Below are 18,846 nucleotides of genomic sequence, written 5' to 3'. Positions count from 1 at the left end.
CGAGGAGCTTCAGAGGACGATCACTTGGGTGCCGACCTTGACCCGGCCGAAGAGGTCCGTGACGTCCTCGTTGCGCATGCGGATGCAGCCGGAGGACACGGCGCGGCCGATGGTCCACGGCTCGCTCGTGCCGTGGATACGGTAGAGCGTCGAGCCGAGATACATCGCGCGAGCGCCAAGCGGATTGCCGGGACCGCCCGCCATGTGGCGCGGCAGTTCGGGGCGGCGGCGGCGCATTTCCGGCGGCGGCGTCCAGTCCGGCCACTCCGCCTTGCGCGTGATCGTGTGGGTGCCGGCCCATTCGAAGCCGGGTTTGCCGACTCCGACGCCGTAGCGGCGGGCCGTGCCGCCCGTTTCCACCAGATAGAGATAGCGAGCCTCGGTATCGATGACGATCGTTCCGGGGCGTTCGGGCCCGCTATACGACACGACGATCGGCAGAAAGGCCGGATCGAAGCTGCGTGCGCCGGTCGCCGCGGCGGGCGCCTTGGGCTTTACGCCGGGAAAGAGCAGCGCGACCGGCGCGGCCGGCTGTCGCCGCACGGGTGCGGCGATCGTGACACGATTGTCCGGATGAAGCTGCATCAGCCAGGGCTCCGCCAGGTCCGGGCTCAGCATCACCGGCGGGCGCGGAATATAGCGATTGTTGGACGCCGCGCTCGCGGGTTGGACGAGCAGGGCCACGAGCGCAGGCACAAAGGCGAGCGTTAGGACGAGGGCGTGATTTCGCATGGACGGACTCGAGCTACAGGCGTCTTGCGAAACTGGGAACGCGCGGTGATTCGCAACGCCGCACCCGCATCGCCGCCAGGGAATCCTCCAATGCCCGCCCCAAGAATTGGTAAATCTACGGCGATCCGCCAGGATTATGGTGAACCGCCGGTTAAGAGACGGGCGGCATAGCTATCCCTTGCGACAATGGATCTGTCCGGCTATTCATCAGAACAAAGGATGAACATATTGGAGGTAGGCCTTGGGTCTTCCGAGCGGATTGGAGCGGGGCGCCGACGGGCAGGTTCGTTGCTGGTGGGCGCATGGCGACGCGGCCTATGAGGCTTATCACGACAAGGAGTGGGGACGGCCTGTCGTCGATGATCGCCGCCTGTTTGAGAAGCTCTGCCTCGAAGGTTTCCAGTCGGGCCTGTCCTGGCTGACGATCCTGCGCAAGCGCGAGAATTTCCGCCGGGCCTTTGCGAATTTCGAGCCGGCAGCCGTCGCTGCCTTCGACGAGAGCGATGTCGAGCGGCTGCTGGCTGATGCCGGCATTGTGCGCCATCGCGGCAAGATCGTCTCGACCATCAACAATGCGGGCCGGGCGCTGGATATCATCGCCAGCGAAGGGTCGCTCGCCGCCTATATTTGGCGCTTCGAGCCCACCGTGGAGGAGCGTCCGCACCGGGTCGACCGGGCGACGCTCGCGGCGATGCCGGCCTCGCCGACGTCGATCCGCCTATCCAAGGATCTGAAGAAGCGCGGCTGGAGCTTCGTCGGTCCGACGACCGTCTACGCCTTCATGCAGGCGATGGGTCTCGTCAACGACCATCTGGAAGGCTGTCATTGCCGGGCCGAGGCCGAGGCATTGCGCGCGACGACTCCCATTCCGCACTGAGTCGATTGGGTTGGCTTCTAGGCCAGCCCTCAGTAACCGTAGCGGCCGCGGCGGCTCTGCTTGGCAAAACGGCGGTGGATCATCTCGACTTCGATCTGGTCGCCGGCCTGGTTGAGTGCCTCTGTCTCCGCGTCATAGCTCATATAGTCGCGGAGGCCCTGGCGAAGCTTCTTCAGCGTGGGGAACATGATCTCTTACCTTTCATGGATGCGCTCTGTCGCATCGGCATGACCTAAGAGTAGTCCTCGTTTGCTGCATCGCAACACGTTATATGCGCATCGCAGCAATGCGATGAGCGCATAGGCGGCGTTCAGCCGCCATTGTGTCCATCAAGGCGGCCGAGCAGCCGGGACGCGAGCGGGCTGGTTGACGAGAAGACCATGTCGAGCTTCTCGACCGTGACGATCCGCGCGCCCGCGCCGGTCCGCAGCCACTCCGCACAGGCATAGACCTTCGCCGCTTCACAATGCAGCGTCAGCGGTCCGGCCGGGGTTCCAAATGGGGCGCAGGCGCCGAAACGGTCGGCGGCCACGAGTGCCGCGCCCTCGGGATCGGCGACATCGGCGCGAATCTGGCGCAGCGAGCGCCCGGCAGCCTCCGCCTCGATCCGGTCGAGGATGATGCGCAGGGCGCCGCGCGCCGCGCCGCTCCAATGGGCCGCAAAGCTCGCCACGATATGCGCCTCGGAGCGCAGGATGACGCCATCCTCCAGCACCTTCAGCGCATTGGCCGAGAGCGTCGAACCCGTCGTGGTGATGTCAACGATGAGATCGGCCGCACCCGAAGCTGGCGCCCCCTCGGTCGCGCCGAGGCTTTCGACAATGCGGTAATCCGCGATGCCGTGCTGACCGAAGAAACGCCGCGTCAGATTCACATACTTCGTCGCAACCGTAAGCCAGCGGCCATGGCGTGGCCGGAAATCGGCGGCCACATCATCGAGGTCGGCCATGGTGCGGACGTCGATCCAGCCTTCCGGCACGGCGACGACGACATCGGCATGGCCGAAGCCGAGCGGCAGCACGAGGTCGAGGCGCTCGGCGAAGTCCGGCACCTCCTCCTCGACGAGATCGCGGCCGGTGACGCCGAGATGCACCGTTCCGGCGGCGAGTTCGCGCGTGATCTCCGAGGCGGAGAGATAGGCGATCTCGACATCCGGCAGTCCGACGATGCGGCCGCGATAGGAGCGCTCATTGCCGGCGGACTGCACGGGCAGTCCGGCGCGGGTGAAGAAGGCGTTGGCGTTTTCCTGCAGCCGGCCCTTGGAGGGGACGGCGAGGACGAGCGGTGCGTCGGTCATGCGGCGTCTCCCTTGACGCGGTCGAGCCACAGCGCGAATCCGACAGCCGGCACGCTCGCCTTGGCGCCCAGCGCCGGCAGCAGCCGGTCATAGCGGCCACCGCCGACGACCTGCTGGCCGGGTCCGAGCGCCGGATCGTGGATTTCGAAGACGAAGCCGGAATAGTAATCGAGCCGCCGGCCGAAATCGGCGGAGAAGGCGAGGGCGGAGAGATCGATGCCGCGGCGCGACAGGCCCTCGGCCCGCTTCTCGAAGCCTTCGATGGCCGTGTCGATGCCTAGCTTTTCGTCGCCGGAAAGCGCCTTGAGCGCTTCCAGCGCGCGGTCCGGCGCGCCTTCTATCGAGCGGAAGCGGGCGAGGACGGCGACGGCGCGCTCGTCCAGCCCCGCGCCGGCGGCGAGCGAGGATTGCTCCAGGAAGCGATCGGCGATCTCGCCAGGCGTACGGCCGCCGACCGACTTGATCCCGGCGATCGAGAGCAGATCCTCGACGACGCGATGGGCGGCGTCATGGTCGCTGCCGTCGAGCGCGGCGAGGAAGCCGGCATGCGAGGCGGCCGGTGCCGAGCCGCTGCCCGAAAGCCGGGCGATGGTGGCATCGAGCCGCTCGGCATCGCCAAAGGCGCGCGCGAGCCGGCGCTTCCAGACCGGAGCAATACCCAGCGCATCGATCACGGCGGAGAAAAGCAGCGAATCGCCGATGCGCACGACCGGCTCGGCGAGGCCGTAGAGCCCCACGGCGTCGAGCGCGAGCGCCAATATGTCGGCATCGGCGGTGATGCGGTCGGTGCGGCCGAGCGATTCGACGCCGGCCTGCAAGAATTCGCCGACCCCACCAGGCCGATGCCGGAACACCGGCCCCAGATAGGCATAATCCGCCATGCGGTGCGCATCGCCGGTGGCGAGGTGGTGCAGGCAGACGGGGATGGTGAATTCAGGGCGCAGGCAGAGCTCGCGTCCATCGGTCTCGTTCGTCGTATAGAGCCGGCGGCGCAGATCCTCGCCCGCGACCTCCAGGAAGATCGACGCATCGGAGAGGATCGGCGGCTCGACGAAGCGATACCCCGCCTCGGAAAGCAGGATGCGCAGCGGCATGGTGTCGACGCTCATTGGCTCTGCCCCTGCCGCTGGAGGATCGACCGAACCGCGGCGACCAGATCCGCCTCCGGCACTTCGAACTGACCGGGCCGCTCCTCGCGCCACGCCGCGTTGTCGGTGACGCTGGCAGATTGTGCCTTGCCGGCGGCGAGATCCTTGATCTGCACGACGCGCTTGGCGAGTTCGTCGCCGCCCTGGATGACGACGCAGGGACTGTTCCGCTTGTCGGCATATTTGAGCTGCGCCTTGGGGCCCGAGCCGCCGAGATAGAGTTCGGCGCGGATGCCCGCATCGCGCAGCGCTTTCACCATGCGCTGGTAATCGCCCATCCGATCCCGATCGAAGATCGTGACGACAACCGGGCCAGCCTCGGCCGCGACATCGATCTTGCCGAGCGCGGAAAGCGCCGCCATCAGCCGCGACACGCCGATCGAGAAGCCGGTCGCCGGCACCGGCTCGGAGCGGAACCGCCCGACCAGCCCATCATAACGCCCGCCGCCACCGACCGAACCGAACCGCGCCGGCTCGCCCTTGTCGTTGACGGTCTCGAACAGAAGCTCGGCCTCAAAGACGGGACCGGTGTAATATTCGAGGCCGCGGACGACTTCGGCAGTAATGCGAACTCGCGCAGAGCCATATCCAGCAAATCTCAACAAGGCCAGGATTTCTCGAAGCTCGTTGACTCCCTGCTGTCCTGCCTCGGATTCCTTTATGAGTTCGGCCCAAGTGTCTAGAAGGGCTGACGTATTATAGAACCAGGGCGTTCCGCCTTGTTCTTCCGGGAGGCGATGTCCCGGAAATAAGCCATGGAATTCGATCCATTCATCGTCGGTTGGCAATTTCGAGTTTTTTAATTCTTGCCAAGTCTGCCCCACACCCGACATCAATCCTAGGACAGTATCAATCTGAGCAGGATCTAGTCCTGCTCCCTTCGTAAAGTCCCCACTTTCGTCTTTGCGGCCCTCTCCAAGTAGCAAGCGGACACCGTCAACTCCGAACTTGTCGAGTTTGTCGATGGCGCGCAGGACCGTGAGTCGTTTGATCGCATTGTGGTCCCCCGCGAGACCGATGGTTTCCATAAGCCCATCAAGAACTTTGCGGCTATTGACCTTGATCACATACTGCCCGCGCGGGATCCCTAACTCCTCGATCGTATCCGCCATCATCATGCACATCTCGGCGTCAGCCGCCGGGGATGCGGCGCCGACCGTGTCGGCGTCGAATTGCATGAACTGGCGGAAGCGGCCGGGGCCGGGCTTTTCGTTGCGGAACACCCAGCCGGCGCGGTAGCTGCGATAGGGCTTGGGCAGCGCGTCGAAATTCTCGGCGACATAGCGGGCGAGCGGCGCCGTCAGATCATAGCGCAGCGACAGCCACTGCTCGTCATCGTCCTGAAACGAGAACACGCCCTCGTTCGGCCGGTCCTGATCGGGCAGGAATTTTCCCAGCGCGTCGGTAAGTTCGATCAGCGGCGTCTCGACCGGCTCGAAGCCATAGCGCTCATAGACCTCGCGAATCGTGGCGAGCATCTTTTCGCTGGCCTTGATCTGTCCGGCATGGCGATCGACGAGCCCGCGCGGCAGGCGCGCCTTGAGGGCGTTCGTCTTTTTGATATCGGCCATGGCTTGGATCCCGTCGTGAAGCGGTGCGTTTCGTACCGCATCGACTCACCAGGGGCAACCTTGCGGCAACTCTCGCCGCCGCAAACGAAAAGGGGCCGCCCGAAGGCGACCCCGAAAGCGCTTGGGAGGAAGCGCTGCTTTGATCAGATGGCGCGGCCGAGCGCGGCGTCGAGCGAATATTTGTTGCCGCCGCGGAAGACGAAATAGAGCGTGATGAACAGCCACAGCGCCGGATATTCGAAGCCGCCGCCTTGGGCAAAGAAGCCATTGCCGACATGGACCGACATCACGGCGACGAGCAGGACGATGCTGGTCACGACGGCGGCCGGGCGGGTGAACAGACCGAACGCCAGAAAGAGGCCGCCGGCGAACTCGCCAAGGCCGGCGAGGATGGCGAGCGGAACCGAAGGCTGCAAGCCGATCTGGGCGAAGAAGCCGGCCGTGCCCTCGATGCCGCCGCCGCCGAACAGACCGAACAGCTTCTGCGCGCCATGCGGCACCATCCAGAGGCCGGCGGCGAGGCGCAGGATCGTTTCGAAAAGCGGCGTGGCGTTGGCATAGAGGCCGCCAAGGGCCGGGACGATAAGCTTCTGGGACGAGACGTCGGACATTGGGGGGACTCCAGATCGGGGATTTGATGACCCGGACCTACAACATTCCGATTGTCTCCGGAACCTGTCCAATGCTCGACACAGTGTTCACTTTTACGGCGTTCAACTAAATCGGCTCTCGCCGTGATCGGGGCGTGTTTCGAGCGATCGCTCTCTTCATCTCAGGCCGGCATGGGAGCCGGCGCTTCGATCTCGACAAGGCGATGGGCACCGCCCTCGCTGGCGGCCAGCGTAAGGAAGCGCTCATGCAGCTTGGCGAGGCTGGACCGATGGCCGATCGAGACGACCGTCGTTTCCGGCAGCCGTTCGGCGATCAGGCGATAGACCTTCTCCTCCGCGGCTTCGTCGAGCGCGCTGGTTGCTTCGTCCAGCAGCAGCCAATCCGGCCGGGCAAGAAGCGCCCGCGCCACGGCGATGCGCTGCTGCTCGCCGCCGGAAAGGCGGTTGCCCCAATTGGCGGTCTCGTCCAGTTCGCCTTCCAGCCGCGCGAGCCCGACCGCGCCCAGCGCATCCAGAGCCTCCTCGCGCGAGATCGCGTCCGGTTCGCGCGGATAGGCGAGCGCGGCGCGCAGGGAGCCGAGCGGCATATAGGCGTTCTGCGGCAGGATCAGCAGTTCGGCGCCCTTGGGGATATGCACCTCGCCGCTGCCGAACGGCCAGATGCCACCGAGCGAGCGGAACAGGCTGGTCTTGCCCGAACCGGACGGCCCGGTGACAAGCACGCTCTGCCGCGGCTTCAGGACGAGATCGTCGACCTCGACGATCTCGCGGCCATCGGGGAGACGGACGACGAGCTTGTCAATGGCAAGGCCGGCCGGGACGCCGTCGGGGACGAGGGTGGGGCCTTCGACTAGGCCGTGCTCCGCTGCGCCGATTGCGGTCTCGAAATCGTCGAGACGATCGACCACGGATTTCCAGTCGGCGAGGTTGGAATAGTAGTCGACGAAGAAGGAAAAGGCGCCCTGAACGGTTCCGAAGGCGCTAGCTACCTGCACAATGCGGCCAAGCTCCGTGCCACCGAAGAAATACGCCGGCCCGATGAGAATGAAGGGTACCACGACAGAGATTTGCCCGAAGCTCGCTGTGAAGAAGGTGAGCTTCTTGGTCCGGCTCATGATCTCGTAGAAATTCCCGATCACGAAGCCAAACCGACCCTGCAGCAGCTTCCGCTCGGCCGGCTCGCCCCGCAGCAGGGCGATCTCTTCGCCATTCTCGCGATTGCGCACGAGGCCGAAGCGGAAATCGGCTTCGTATCGCTGCTGGTCGTAGTTCAGCCGCACCAGCGGCTTGCCGATCTTGTGTGTGAAATAGGTGCCGATGATCGAATAGACGAGCGCGACCCAGACGAGATATCCCGGGATCGAATAGGTCTTGTCGAAGATGATGAGCGGCGTTTCTGACGACAGAGTCCACAGGATGGCCGTGAACGTAACCAGCGTGACGATCTGGCCGAGCAGGGCGACCGTCGTTGACAACGTTCCCGAGACGAAACGATCCGTGTCCTCGGCGATGCGCTGGTCCGGGTTGTCCGCCGGATTTCCCTCAAGCCGCATCCGGTAGTGGACGCCATTCGACAGCCACTGGCCCAGATATTTTTGGGTAAGCCAGTTCCGCCAGCGGATCTGCAGCCACTGATTGAGGTAGAGACGATACACCGCTGCCAAAATGGACAGTCCGGCGATCCAACTAAAAACGACAAATAGCTGGTATTTGAAGGTGACCCAGTCCTTCTTCTGCAGGGCGGTATAAAAGTCGCTCTGCCAAGTATTGTACTGAACATCTAGCCAGACGGCGAACAGACGCAGCCCTATGATAACGGCGAGCATACCGATCGCGAACTTGGCTTCCTTCGATCGGAAATAGGGCAGGGCGATCCGCAGGACGGTTGCGATCGCTTGCTTGAGTTTCAGCATTGGGGTCTCCCGCCAGCATCCGATATCCGGCCGTTTCGCCGACTATGGGAAGGTCAGCCTGTCGGCGGGATTGCCGTCACATTACCGGAACATGACAGTTCGTTCGCGGGAAGGCGGCGAAGAACAATGGAGGGGCAGGGGAAGGCGTAGATCGCCGCTCCGGCAGGCCGGGTGGACAGGCCGCGACGAGCGCACCCCGGGACTAATCAAGCCTGCGTCAAAGAACCCCGTGGGCTTTGATGAACAGTCGAAATCAGAACGGCCAGAGCTTGCTCAGATCCCACTTCTTCGCCGCCGATTTCGGCGGCTCTTTCATGGGCTGGTTCGGATCGGGCTCGCGATAGGCGACGGGCGGCTCGGTCAGATATTTGCGGGTCGGATTGCCCTGCGCGTCATAGGAGCCGGCCTTGCCTTTGTGCAGCGCATCCCAAGCCGCCTTGCCCTCAGCACGCGTCTGGTCGGTCGATTCCGTGGTCGCGACGTCGTAGCTCGTCTTGCCCTTCGGCAGGATAAAGTTCGGGACCGGGCTGTTGGCGGAAGCCTGGGCCTCTTCCTCGGCCTTCTTGCGCTTGGCCGCATCCGGATCCTTCGGCCAGTTCGGATCCTCGGCGGCGGAGGCCGTCGCCGCGGAAGCGGTGCCTGGAGGCGGAAGGTTGGCGGTCGGCGGCGCCACGATGCCGCCACGCGGCTTGTAGTCGATCGGCGGCGGATCGTTGCTGCCGAGGCTTGCCAGCGACATGACGTCCTTCATCGTCTGCTCTTCAGCCGAAACACCGGTGCCATAGGTCGTACCCGAACAGCCGGCAAGGCCGACGAGTACAACAACGCTGGCGGGCGGAACGAACCTTCGCAGAACGGGCGAGACAGCCATGGTCGAAAGCAAACTCCTCAGGCGCTCGAATCGGAACGCGATCACTTCACCCCATCCAACGACAAGAACCGGGCGAAAATCCGGCGCGCGCGACAAACCTTCTAAGATATCGGTAAAGTCCGGGCAACCATTGTCGCGGCAATGCGGCGATCGAGCCCGCTTCCCTCGCCCGCCGAGGCCAGGATCGCGCGGGCGGCGAGCGAATCGCGGTCCATCTGTTCGATGAGGGCTTCGATGGAGGCAAAGCGCTCCTCGCCGCGCAGATAGGCGAAGAAAGTGACGGCGACTTCCTCGCCATAAAGGTCGCCGGCGAAATCGAAGACATGGACTTCGAGCAGCACCGCGCCATTGTCGAAGGTCGGCCGCTTGCCGTAGCTCGCAACCGCGGCCAGCACGGTGCCGTCGGCGCGGGTGAGGGTTACGGCATAGATGCCGAGCGCGAGACCGCAATCGGCTGGCAGGCGGACATTGGCCGTCGGATAGCCGAGTTCGCGCCCGCGCTTGTCGCCATGCTGGACGGTTCCGGTGACGAACCAGCGATAGCCGAGGTCCCGGTTCGCTCCCGCGATGTCGCCGATCTCCAACGAGCCCCGGATCGCGGTCGCCGAGAAGGGAGCGCCGAAGGCGTCGGTCACCGCGCCGACCACATGGACGGCGAAACCGTGGCGCGGCCCCTCCTGCTCCAGATAGGCGGGGGAACCGAGGCGATCATGGCCGAACAGGAAATCATGCCCGACGACGACGGCGGAAATGCCGAGCCGTTGCACCAGGATATCCGCGACGAAGGCTTCCGCGCTCATCTGGGAGAAGGCCGCGTCGAAATTGGCGACCACGACGCCCGCAAGCCCGAAGGCTCCGGCAAGCCGGGCCTTGGCAGTCAGCGGCGTCAGGCGGAAGAAAGGCTCCTGCGGGCGCAGCACTGTGCGCGGATGCGGCTCGAAAGTCAGCATCAAGGCCGGCACGCCAAGCCGATCGGCGTGCTGCCGCGCCGCCTCGAACAGCGCATGATGGCCGCGATGCATGCCGTCGAAATTGCCGATGGCCAGCACGGCACCCCGGAACGAGGCGGGCACGGCGTCAAGCGGGATCAGCGTCGCTGGAGACATGGGGTGATTTCGAGATGGGTGGGATCGGGGCCGGCCGTCCGGCGGGCATTGCGCTCCTTCCCGGACGAGGCCCGCAACCTGACCGCTCGGCGCGTCCGGGTCAAGCTTGCGATGCCGCCGCGTCCGGCAGGCAAGGGTCGCGCACCCCTTACCATTGGAGATGCGGGAGGAAGGCGCGCGCGCCGATCTGCTCCATCTCCAGAAAGCGCCCGACAGCCCCGGCCTCGGGCGATTCCGTCGGTCCGAAGTTCGCGGCGTGGATGCCGCCGGTGACGAAGAGGACGTCGAGTCCCTGGCCGCAGGCGCCGGTCAGGTCGGTGGGCGCGCCGTCGCCGATCGCTAGCACACGGGAACGGTCGATGGGCATGCCGCGCAGGACCTCGGCCCTTGCCAGCGCCGCGTCATAGATCGGCTTGTGCGGCTTGCCGGCGACGAGAGTGGTGCCGCCGAAAGACCGGTAGCGCTCGGCGAGCGAACCGGCGCACCAGATGAAGCGGTTGCCGCGCTCGACGACGAGGTCCGGATTGGCGCAGATCATCGGCAGCCCGCGGGCGGCGTAGGATTTCAGTTCTTCGTCATAGTCGTCCGGGCTTTCGTGCTCGTCGTCGCGGAGGCCCGTGCAGCAGATGACATCGGCCTCGAGGCCGTCCGTGAGCGTGATATCGAGGCCAGCATAGAGCGGCAGATGGTTGTCGGTGCCGATATGCAGCGCCTTGGCCTTGCCCCGCTTCGCCAGCAGGTCCCGCGTCACGTCGCCGGAGGTGACGACCGCATCGTAGCTCGTGTCTTCCACGCCCAGGCTGCGCAACTGGTCGATAATCGGCTGGCTGAGGCGCGGCGCGTTCGTCAGCAGCACAACGGTTCCGCCACCGTCCCTGAAGCGGGCAAGCGCTTCCCGGCCAGCGGGGAACGATCGGACACCATTGTGAACGACGCCCCAGACGTCGCACAGCACGGCGGAATAGCCATCGGCGATTTCCGAAAGGCCCTGGATGCGGATTGGCGCGGTCGAGTTGCTCATGCGCGGGGCGTATTGGTTCCGGGGCGGCCGGTCAAGCGGGCTCGTCCTCCTCTGCCTCGATGCGGGCGAGCGTCGATTGGAACCCTTTATTTACCCTGTCGGGAGAGAGTCGTTCCAAGCGCGAAAGGGTCGCGCCGGGAGAGGGGTCTTCCTGGGATGGGGTTCGCTGACGGCTCGAACAATGAGCCGGTCCAGATATTGATCATCGATTCCGATCCGGTGCAGCGCCGGCTCGTCTCGGCGCATCTTGCCGCCGGCGCCGGACCCGCGGTCCAGACTCTGGCCGTGGCAAGCCGCGACGAGGCGGTCCATAAGCTGTCCGGGCATCGCCCGTCGCTGATCCTGGCCGATGTCGAAACGCTTGGCGGGGTCGAGGCGCTCGGCAACCTGGTCGGGGCCCATACGCGCGTCATTGCGACCAGTGCACGAGGATCCGTTCATTCCGCCGTCGCGGCCATACGGGCGGGCGCCGTCGACTATCTGCCAAAGCCGTTCGGCGCTGCGGCGCTGATCGAGCGGGTCGAGGCGGCGATCGTGCAATGGAACAAGCTCGGCAGCGAGCCGGGAAAGATCACGAACAAACTCCCGCATCCTCCGACGGCAAAAGCCGATCCCGCCGGCTTCGAAGGCTTCGTCGGGCTCTCCGCGCCCATGCGGGCGATCTTCGACCAGGTCGAGCGGATCGCGCCTTCTCGGGCCCCGGTATTCATTACCGGCGAGAGCGGCACGGGCAAGGAGCTCTGTGCCGAAGCCATCCACTCCCGCTCCGGCCGAGGCGGCAAGCCCTTCATCGCGATCAATTGTGGCGCGATTCCCAAGGATCTCATGGAGAGCGAGATCTTTGGCCATGTGCGCGGCGCGTTCACCGGTGCTAGCGACACGCGGCCGGGCGCCGCGGAACTTGCCGATGGCGGCACCCTGTTTCTCGACGAGATCGGCGAGATGGAACTCGGCCTGCAGGCGAAGCTGCTGCGCTTCCTGCAGAGCGGTACCGTGCAGCGCGTCGGCGAGACGACGGCCCGCCGCGTCGATGTCCGCATCGTCAGCGCCACCAACCGCGATCCCTTCGCCGAGATCGCTACCGGGCGCTTCCGCGAGGATCTGTTCTATCGGTTGCACGTCCTGCCGATCCATATGCCGCCGCTGCGCGAGCGCGCCGACGACATTTTGCTTCTGGCGGAAACCTTCCTCGCGCGCTTCGCGGACGAGGAGCGCCGCGATTTCATCGGCTTCTCTGACGAGGCAGCTTCCTTGCTCATGCGCCATGCCTGGCCCGGCAATGTGCGCGAGCTTCAAAATGCGATCCGCCGCATGGTCGTGCTCAACCGGGGCACCGAGATTACCGCCGCCATGCTGCCGGCGACGATCGGCGGCGTGCCATCCGTGCCCCGCCAGGCTGGCCCGTCCTCGCGCATGCCCGACCCGATAGTTCCGTTCTGGGAGCAGGAGCGCTCGATCATCGAAAGCGCGGTCGGCGCCTTCAGTGGTAATATCGCCCGCGCCGCGGCGGCCCTCGAGATCAGCCCGTCGACGATCTATCGCAAGCGTCAGGCATGGCTCGAAAAGCGCAGCGCCTGAACTAAGCGTCAGCCTGCGATTCATCCTCAGCCACCGAAATGCTTGCGTGCGCCGCGGCATCTCGGCATGTTCCGCTTGGATGGGCTGTGAAGGGCTGCCGCAAGTCGGCGCCAAACAAGGGGTTAGAAGCATGAAGGGTCTGGGATCTCGGGTCTCCGGGATCGCGATGGCGGGCGCTGCGGCGCTTGTCTGGATCGCTGCGTCGACGGGCGCAATGGCGGGTGAGGCGGCTACCAAGGCGGGCGATGCCGAGAACCTTCTCGCGGCCGGCAAGGTCAAGGAGGCGGTCGAAGCGTTCGACGCGTCGGCCGAGGCCTTCTGGAAGGGCGTGCCGCTTACCTTCCGCAAGGCTCTCTTCGCCGACGATGTGAAGGGCTATGGCGAATATGTGGCCCATAAGGGCTCGACCTTCGCGCCCGGCTCGGAACTCAAGATCTATGCGGAGCCCGTCGGGTTTGGTTCGACGCCTGTCGGCGAGAACCGGCGGATCGCTTTCAAGTCGGAGATCGAGATCCGCAACGACAAGGGCGTGATCTACGCCAAGTCGCCGGCGCCGGCTGAATTGGAGAAGGTGAGCTCGAGTCCGAGCCGAGACTTCCATCTGACGGTTGGCTTCCGCGTGCCCGATCTGAAGCCGGGGATGTACAAGCTTATCCTGACCGTGACGGACGAAGCGACGGGCAAGTCAGCACCGATCGAGCTGCCGCTGACGATCGGCTGAGATCGGGGACGCTCGACGGCGGTGTGACCGGCCTCATAGCCCCGACAGCGGGCGCGGTGTTCAACACCGGCCCAGTTGCCGTATCCCTCGGCGGCTGCGCTCCGGTTCGGGCCAATGGTCACCGTCTACGATTTGAAGCCACGCTTTCAGGCGCTGCTACGGCCGTTCGTTCGCCAATTGGCTGCGAACGGCGTCACGGCCAACCAGGTGACCCTCGCCGCTGCCCTGCTGAGCCTGGTGGCCGGCGCCGCAGTCGCCGTCGTGGCTGGCGTCCGGCTGAGCCTGCTGCTCTATCCCGCCGTGCTCTTCATCCGTATGGCGCTGAACGCCGTCGACGGCATGCTCGCCCGAGAGTACGGGCAGAAAAGTCGGCTGGGGGCCATATTCAACGAGGTCGGCGACGTGGTCTCCGACGCAGCGCTATATCTCGCTCTCGTGCCGGCGCTGGCTCCCTTCGGCGCCCATGGCTGGCCGATCGTCGTCTTCGTTCTGATGGCGATCCTGACCGAGTTCGTCGGTATTCTGGGCGTGACCGTCGGCGGCGGTCGGCGCTATGACGGCCCGATGGGCAAGTCGGACCGCGCTGCCGCCATCGGACTCCTTGCCTTCTGCCTCGCCCTTGGCCTTCCAGGCGGCGCCTGGCTCGATGGTGTCATGCTCCTGTTGTCGGCACTCGCCCTGTTCACGGCGTATCGGCGCGCCCGCCTGGCTCTGGAGGTCGGGAAATGAACGCGCTCCCCGATATCGCCGGCTCTATCGGCCTCCCGGCGCCGATCCTCCTCACTCTGTTCCTCATCCTGATCGGCCTTGCCGCCGCTACCGCGCTCGTCTGGCTGAAGCCGGCCGCAGGCGACGCGTCCGCGGCGTCGAAGCAGGCCGAACTGAAGGCCCGTATTGGCTCCTGGTGGGCGATGGTCGGGATCTTCGCCGCAGCCCTGCTGCTCGGTCGTGTGGCGACGGTCGTGCTCTTCGCCTTCATCAGCTATCTGGCGCTGAAGGAATATTTCACGATCATTCCGACGCGAAAGGCCGATCGTGTCGTGCTTCTCTTCGCCTATCTGGCGGTGCCGATCCAGTATTGGTGGGTGGGCACGTCCTGGTACGGCATGTTTGTCATCTTCGTGCCCGTCTACATGTTCCTGATCCTGCCGACCGCGATGGTGCTGCGCGGGGAGACCAGCGGTTTCCTGAAGGCGGCGGGGACGCTGCATTGGGGGCTGATGATCGCCGTCTTCGCGATCAGCCATGCCGCTTATCTGATCGCGGTCCCGCCTCCGGCGGCGCCGCCAGGCACGGGCGCCGGCCTGCTGCTGTTCCTGCTGATTGCGACCGAGTTCAACGACGTCGCGCAATTCGTTGCGGGCAAGAGCTTCGGCCGGCACAAGATCACGCCGAAGGTGTCGCCTAACAAGACCGTGGAGGGCTTCATCGGCGGCCTGGCGGCCACCACGCTTCTGGCAACGGTTCTTGCGCCGCTCCTGACGCCGATCGGTCCGTTGCAGGGGGCACTGATCGGCGCGATGCTGGCGTCCGCCGGCTTTTGCGGCGACATCGTCATGTCGGCGATGAAGCGCGATCTCGGCATCAAGGATACCGGCACCATCCTTCCGGGGCATGGCGGCATCCTCGACCGGATCGACAGCCTCGTCTTCACGGCGCCGCTGTTCTTCCACACCGTCCGCTATTTCTATTTCTGATCCGATGTCGATCCGCCTTGTCGCCAGAAATGCCCTTCGGATCATTTTCTTCGCGGCGATCGTCCGTCCATTCCTGCTTGTCGCGATCGGTCTGGCCATACGCCACCGCGAGCGGCTGCCGAAGCATGGGCCTGTCATCCTGGCGGCCAACCACAATAGTCATCTCGACACGCTGGCGCTGATGTCGCTCTTTCCGCTCGCGCAATTGCCGAAGATCCATGCTGTGGCGGCGGCCGACTATTTCCTTCGCAATCGCTGGCTCAAATGGTTTGCCGTCGACCTGCTCGGCATCGTGCCGATCGAGCGCAGCGCGGTGAAGGGAGGGCGGGATCCGCTGGCGGCGGCCTTCGATGTCCTCGACCGCGGCGAAGCGCTCATCGTCTTTCCGGAAGGCTCGCGCGGCGAGCCGGAAATGCGGCAGGCCTTCAAGCGCGGGATAGGCTATATCGCTCGGAGGCGGCCGGACGTGCCCGTCGTTCCGATCTTCCTGCGTGGTTTTGGCCGCGTGCTGCCGAAGGGCGACCATCTTCCCGTCCCATTCGTCTGCGATGTCGTTGTTGGCGAGCCTATGACGGGGTCCGGCGAGGGGTTCGTCGCCCGTCTGGAGGCAGCGGTGGACGCCTTGGCCGGCGAGACGCCCTCGGCGGACTGGATGTGAGCCGCGGCGACGCATCCCTGGGGAAGAGAATTTTAGCCGCCCCTCTCGCTGCGCCTTGACAGGAAGCAGGCCCGCTCCTAGATGCACTATGCCTGTTAGCACTCGGCACAAGTGAGTGCTAACACATCACTTACGAGGCCGCCCGAAGAGGTGGCCTTACGCGAGGAGAGAAGAAAGATGGGTTTCCGTCCTCTGCATGACCGCGTTGTCGTCCGTCGCCTCGAAGGCGAAGAGAAGACCAAGGGCGGCATCATCATCCCGGACACCGCCAAGGAGAAGCCGCAGGAAGGCGAAGTCGTCGCCGTCGGCCCCGGTGCCCGCGACGATGCCGGCAAGCTGGTTTCCCTGGACGTCAAGGCTGGTGATCGCATCCTGTTCGGCAAGTGGTCGGGCACGGAAGTGAAGATCGATGGTGAAGATCTGCTGATCATGAAGGAATCCGACATTCTCGGCGTGATCGACACCAAGGCTGCCGGCAAGAAGGCCGCGTAAGGGTATCCCTTCACGCGGTTTTTTATTGCCCAGTTAGCAAACAAAGGGAGCAGGCCACATGGCTGCTAAAGAAGTAAAGTTCTCTGCCGATGCGCGCGAAAAGCTGCTGCGCGGCGTCGATATCCTCGCCAACGCCGTCAAGGTCACGCTGGGTCCGAAGGGCCGCAATGTCGTGATCGAGAAGTCGTTCGGCGCGCCCCGCATCACCAAGGACGGCGTCTCCGTCGCCAAGGAGATCGAGCTCGAGGACAAGTTCGAGAACCTCGGCGCGCAGCTGCTGCGCGAAGTCGCCTCGAAGACCAACGACAAGGCCGGTGACGGCACGACCACGGCGACCGTTCTCGCCCAGTCGATCGTCAAGGAAGGCGCCAAGGCCGTTGCGGCCGGCATGAATCCGATGGACCTGAAGCGCGGCATCGATCTCGCCGTCGCCGAGGCCGTCCGCGATCTCGAGAAGCGCTCGAAGAAGATCAAGACCTCCGAGGAAGTCGCTCAGGTCGGCACCATCTCTGCCAATGGCGAGAAGGAAATCGGCCAGATGATCGCTTCGGCGATGCAGAAGGTCGGCAACGAGGGTGTCATCACCGTCGAGGAAGCCAAGACCGCCGAGACCGAGCTCGAAGTCGTCGAGGGCATGCAGTTCGACCGCGGCTATCTCTCGCCTTACTTCATCACCAATGCCGAGAAGATGGTTACGGAGCTCGACGATCCGTACATCCTCCTGCACGAGAAGAAGCTTTCGAACCTGCAGGCGATCCTGCCGGTGCTCGAGGCTGTTGTTCAGTCGGGCAAGCCGCTCCTGATCATCTCGGAAGACGTCGAAGGTGAGGCTCTGGCCACGCTCGTCGTCAACAAGCTCCGTGGCGGCCTCAAGGTCGCGGCCGTCAAGGCTCCGGGCTTCGGTGATCGCCGCAAGGCCATGCTCGAGGATATCGCCATCCTCACGGCTGGCCAGGTGATTTCGGAAGACCTCGGCATCAAGCTCGAGAACGTCACGCTTGCCATGCTCGGTCGCGCGAAGAAGGTCACGATCTCCAAGGAGAACACGACCATCGTCGACGGCAACGGCAAGAAGAAGGAAATCGAAGCCCGCGTCGGTCAGATCAAGGCTCAGATCGAAGAGACGACGTCGGACTACGACAAGGAGAAGCTCCAGGAGCGTCTCGCCAAGCTCGCAGGCGGCGTCGCGGTCATCCGCGTCGGCGGCTCGACGGAAGTCGAAGTCAAGGAGCGCAAGGACCGCGTCGACGACGCGCTCAATGCGACCCGCGCGGCTGTTGAAGAAGGCATCGTCCCCGGTGGCGGCGCTGCTCTCCTTCGCGCCAAGAAGGCCGTCGAGAAGCTGAAGTCCGACAATTCGGACATCGAAGCCGGCATCAAGATCGTGCTCCGCGCGCTCGAGGCTCCGATCCGCCAGATCGCCGAGAATTCCGGCGTCGAAGGCTCGATCGTCGTCTCCAAGGTTCTGGAGAACAAGTCGGACACGTTCGGCTTCGACGCCCAGAGCGAAGAGTTCGTCGATCTGGTTGCCGCCGGCATCATCGACCCGACCAAGGTCGTGCGCACGGCGCTGCAGGATGCGGCTTCGGTCGCTTCGCTGATCGTCACCACCGAGGCCCTCATTGCCGATCTGCCGAAGCCCTCGTCGGGCGCTCCGCAGATGCCGGGCGGCGGCGGCATGGGTGGCATGGACTTCTAAGTCCAAGCCAACTCCAAGATATCGGAAGGGCGTGGCGCAAGCCGCGCCCTTTCTTTTTGATCGGTTCAGGCCCTGGTCACCGCGATGTCCTGCGCTTCCATCATCTGCACGAAGTCTGGGCTGACGTCCGATTCGGTGACGATGCCGGCCAGCGCGCCGATGGGTGCCACCAGAAAAGGCGCGGCGGTTCCGATCTTGTCTCGCGAGGCGAGCGCTACTGTCTCCGCCGCTTGCGCCATCCAGGCCCGCTTGATGCCGGCTTCGTCATAGTCGCCTGTCGTGAGTCCGGCCTCCGGATGGATGCCCGTCACGCCCAGGAAATAGAGATCGGCGCGGATGCGCCGGATCGAATCGATCGCGTCGGCGCCCGTCGTGACGACCGAATGCTTGAACAGACGTCCGCCGATCAGGATCACCTCGACGCCGGCAAACGGGACCAGTTCGACCGCGGTGCTGGGGCTATGCGTCACGATCGTGGCGCGAAGGTCGGGCCGAATGTGGCGGGCAACCTCGATCGCTGTCGTGCCGCCGTCGAGGACGACCACTTGCCCATCCTCGATCAGTGCCGCGGCCGCTCGGCCGATCGCCTGCTTGCCCGATGGCTCGATCGACCGCCGGCCGGAAAAGTCGACGATGCCCGGCGAGGCCGGCAACGCGCCGCCATGCACCCGCGTCAGCAGGCCTTCGCTCGCCAATTCGCGCAGATCGCGCCGGATCGTGTCCTCGGAGAGACCAAGCTCGCCGCTGACGGCCTTGGCGACCACACGGCCATCGCGCTTGAGGATTTCAAGAAGAAGCCGCTTTCGCTCAACCGTCATCATGAAAAATCTCCGACTGCACGATATTGCATGAAA

At 64.8% G+C, this 18,846-nt stretch carries 19 protein-coding genes; 8 read left to right on the top strand and 11 right to left on the bottom strand.

The genetic code is table 11. The features are described from left to right. Window positions 1-9 precede the first annotated feature (9 nt). A complete protein-coding gene (locus tag OSH05_RS03000; protein WP_104218773.1) occupies window positions 10-732 on the bottom strand; it encodes a L,D-transpeptidase in 723 nt (240 codons plus the stop codon). Between the two features lie 241 nt (window positions 733-973). Between OSH05_RS03000 and OSH05_RS02995 the strand changes: the two genes are divergently transcribed. Beyond that, window positions 974-1,609 carry a DNA-3-methyladenine glycosylase I gene (locus OSH05_RS02995; RefSeq protein WP_104218772.1) on the top strand — a complete coding sequence of 212 codons (636 nt, stop codon included), beginning with the start codon at window positions 974-976 and terminating at the stop codon, window positions 1,607-1,609. A gap of 29 nt (window positions 1,610-1,638) precedes the next feature. Here OSH05_RS02995 and OSH05_RS02990 read toward each other — a convergent pair whose 3' ends face one another. The 9 genes from OSH05_RS02990 to OSH05_RS02950 all read right to left on the bottom strand — a co-directional run bounded on the left by OSH05_RS02990 (window position 1,639) and on the right by OSH05_RS02950 (window position 11,147). Then, window positions 1,639-1,797 carry a hypothetical protein gene (locus tag OSH05_RS02990; protein WP_165801554.1) on the bottom strand — a complete coding sequence of 53 codons (159 nt, stop codon included), beginning with the start codon at window positions 1,795-1,797 and terminating at the stop codon, window positions 1,639-1,641. Between the two features lie 122 nt (window positions 1,798-1,919). Beyond that, window positions 1,920-2,906, bottom strand: a complete 987-nt coding sequence (gene hisG / locus OSH05_RS02985) for an ATP phosphoribosyltransferase (protein ID WP_104218771.1) — start codon at window positions 2,904-2,906, stop codon at window positions 1,920-1,922. Beyond that, window positions 2,903-4,015 (bottom strand): ATP phosphoribosyltransferase regulatory subunit, encoded by a 1,113-nt coding sequence (locus OSH05_RS02980; RefSeq protein WP_104218770.1) that lies wholly within the window; start codon window positions 4,013-4,015, stop codon window positions 2,903-2,905. The genes hisG and OSH05_RS02980 overlap by 4 nt, the downstream gene beginning before the upstream one ends. Continuing rightward, window positions 4,012-5,625, bottom strand: a complete 1,614-nt coding sequence (locus OSH05_RS02975; protein ID WP_104218769.1) for a histidine--tRNA ligase — start codon at window positions 5,623-5,625, stop codon at window positions 4,012-4,014. The genes OSH05_RS02980 and OSH05_RS02975 overlap by 4 nt, the downstream gene beginning before the upstream one ends. Window positions 5,626-5,768: 143 nt before the next feature. Next, window positions 5,769-6,236, bottom strand: a complete 468-nt coding sequence (locus tag OSH05_RS02970) for a DoxX family protein (RefSeq protein ID WP_104218768.1) — start codon at window positions 6,234-6,236, stop codon at window positions 5,769-5,771. 161 nt (window positions 6,237-6,397) lie between these two features. Continuing rightward, window positions 6,398-8,149, bottom strand: coding sequence for an ABC transporter ATP-binding protein/permease (locus tag OSH05_RS02965; protein WP_104218767.1), 1,752 nt, complete (start codon window positions 8,147-8,149; stop codon window positions 6,398-6,400). A gap of 253 nt (window positions 8,150-8,402) precedes the next feature. Further along, a complete protein-coding gene (locus OSH05_RS02960; RefSeq protein ID WP_104218766.1) occupies window positions 8,403-9,020 on the bottom strand; it encodes a hypothetical protein in 618 nt (205 codons plus the stop codon). A 101-nt stretch (window positions 9,021-9,121) separates the two neighbouring features. After that, the gene (locus tag OSH05_RS02955; RefSeq protein ID WP_104218765.1) at window positions 9,122-10,126 is read right to left on the bottom strand and encodes a bifunctional riboflavin kinase/FAD synthetase; all 1,005 of its coding nucleotides are present in this window, start codon (window positions 10,124-10,126) and stop codon (window positions 9,122-9,124) included. Between the two features lie 148 nt (window positions 10,127-10,274). After that, complete coding sequence (locus OSH05_RS02950) at window positions 10,275-11,147, bottom strand: TIGR01459 family HAD-type hydrolase (protein ID WP_104218764.1); 873 nt, start codon at window positions 11,145-11,147, stop codon at window positions 10,275-10,277. 156 nt (window positions 11,148-11,303) lie between these two features. Here OSH05_RS02950 and OSH05_RS02945 point away from each other — a divergent pair, with 156 nt between their 5' ends. From OSH05_RS02945 to groL, 7 genes are all read left to right on the top strand, one after another. Continuing rightward, complete coding sequence (locus OSH05_RS02945; RefSeq protein WP_104218763.1) at window positions 11,304-12,725, top strand: sigma-54-dependent transcriptional regulator; 1,422 nt, start codon at window positions 11,304-11,306, stop codon at window positions 12,723-12,725. A 130-nt stretch (window positions 12,726-12,855) separates the two neighbouring features. Continuing rightward, window positions 12,856-13,446 carry a hypothetical protein gene (locus tag OSH05_RS02940; RefSeq protein ID WP_133163098.1) on the top strand — a complete coding sequence of 197 codons (591 nt, stop codon included), beginning with the start codon at window positions 12,856-12,858 and terminating at the stop codon, window positions 13,444-13,446. A gap of 114 nt (window positions 13,447-13,560) precedes the next feature. Further along, complete coding sequence (locus OSH05_RS02935; protein ID WP_104218761.1) at window positions 13,561-14,175, top strand: CDP-alcohol phosphatidyltransferase family protein; 615 nt, start codon at window positions 13,561-13,563, stop codon at window positions 14,173-14,175. Then, window positions 14,172-15,143 (top strand): phosphatidate cytidylyltransferase, encoded by a 972-nt coding sequence (locus OSH05_RS02930; protein WP_104218760.1) that lies wholly within the window; start codon window positions 14,172-14,174, stop codon window positions 15,141-15,143. The genes OSH05_RS02935 and OSH05_RS02930 overlap by 4 nt, the downstream gene beginning before the upstream one ends. A 4-nt stretch (window positions 15,144-15,147) precedes the next feature. Beyond that, entirely contained in the window at window positions 15,148-15,801 is a 654-nt protein-coding gene (locus OSH05_RS02925) for a lysophospholipid acyltransferase family protein (RefSeq protein ID WP_104218759.1), read from the top strand. 177 nt (window positions 15,802-15,978) lie between these two features. Then, window positions 15,979-16,293 carry a co-chaperone GroES gene (gene groES / locus OSH05_RS02920; protein ID WP_104218758.1) on the top strand — a complete coding sequence of 105 codons (315 nt, stop codon included), beginning with the start codon at window positions 15,979-15,981 and terminating at the stop codon, window positions 16,291-16,293. A gap of 58 nt (window positions 16,294-16,351) precedes the next feature. After that, window positions 16,352-17,992: a chaperonin GroEL gene (gene groL, locus OSH05_RS02915; protein WP_104218757.1), complete on the top strand. Its 1,641-nt coding sequence runs from the start codon at window positions 16,352-16,354 to the stop codon at window positions 17,990-17,992. A 65-nt stretch (window positions 17,993-18,057) separates the two neighbouring features. Here groL and OSH05_RS02910 read toward each other — a convergent pair whose 3' ends face one another. Next, complete coding sequence (locus OSH05_RS02910; protein ID WP_104218756.1) at window positions 18,058-18,813, bottom strand: DeoR/GlpR family DNA-binding transcription regulator; 756 nt, start codon at window positions 18,811-18,813, stop codon at window positions 18,058-18,060. Window positions 18,814-18,846 lie beyond the last annotated feature (33 nt).

The organism is Kaistia algarum (assembly GCF_026343945.1).
Lineage (GTDB): Bacteria > Pseudomonadota > Alphaproteobacteria > Rhizobiales > Kaistiaceae > Kaistia > Kaistia algarum.
The sequence above is the reverse complement of the archived record's forward strand: the minus strand, read 5'-3'. Positions and strand labels throughout refer to the sequence as shown.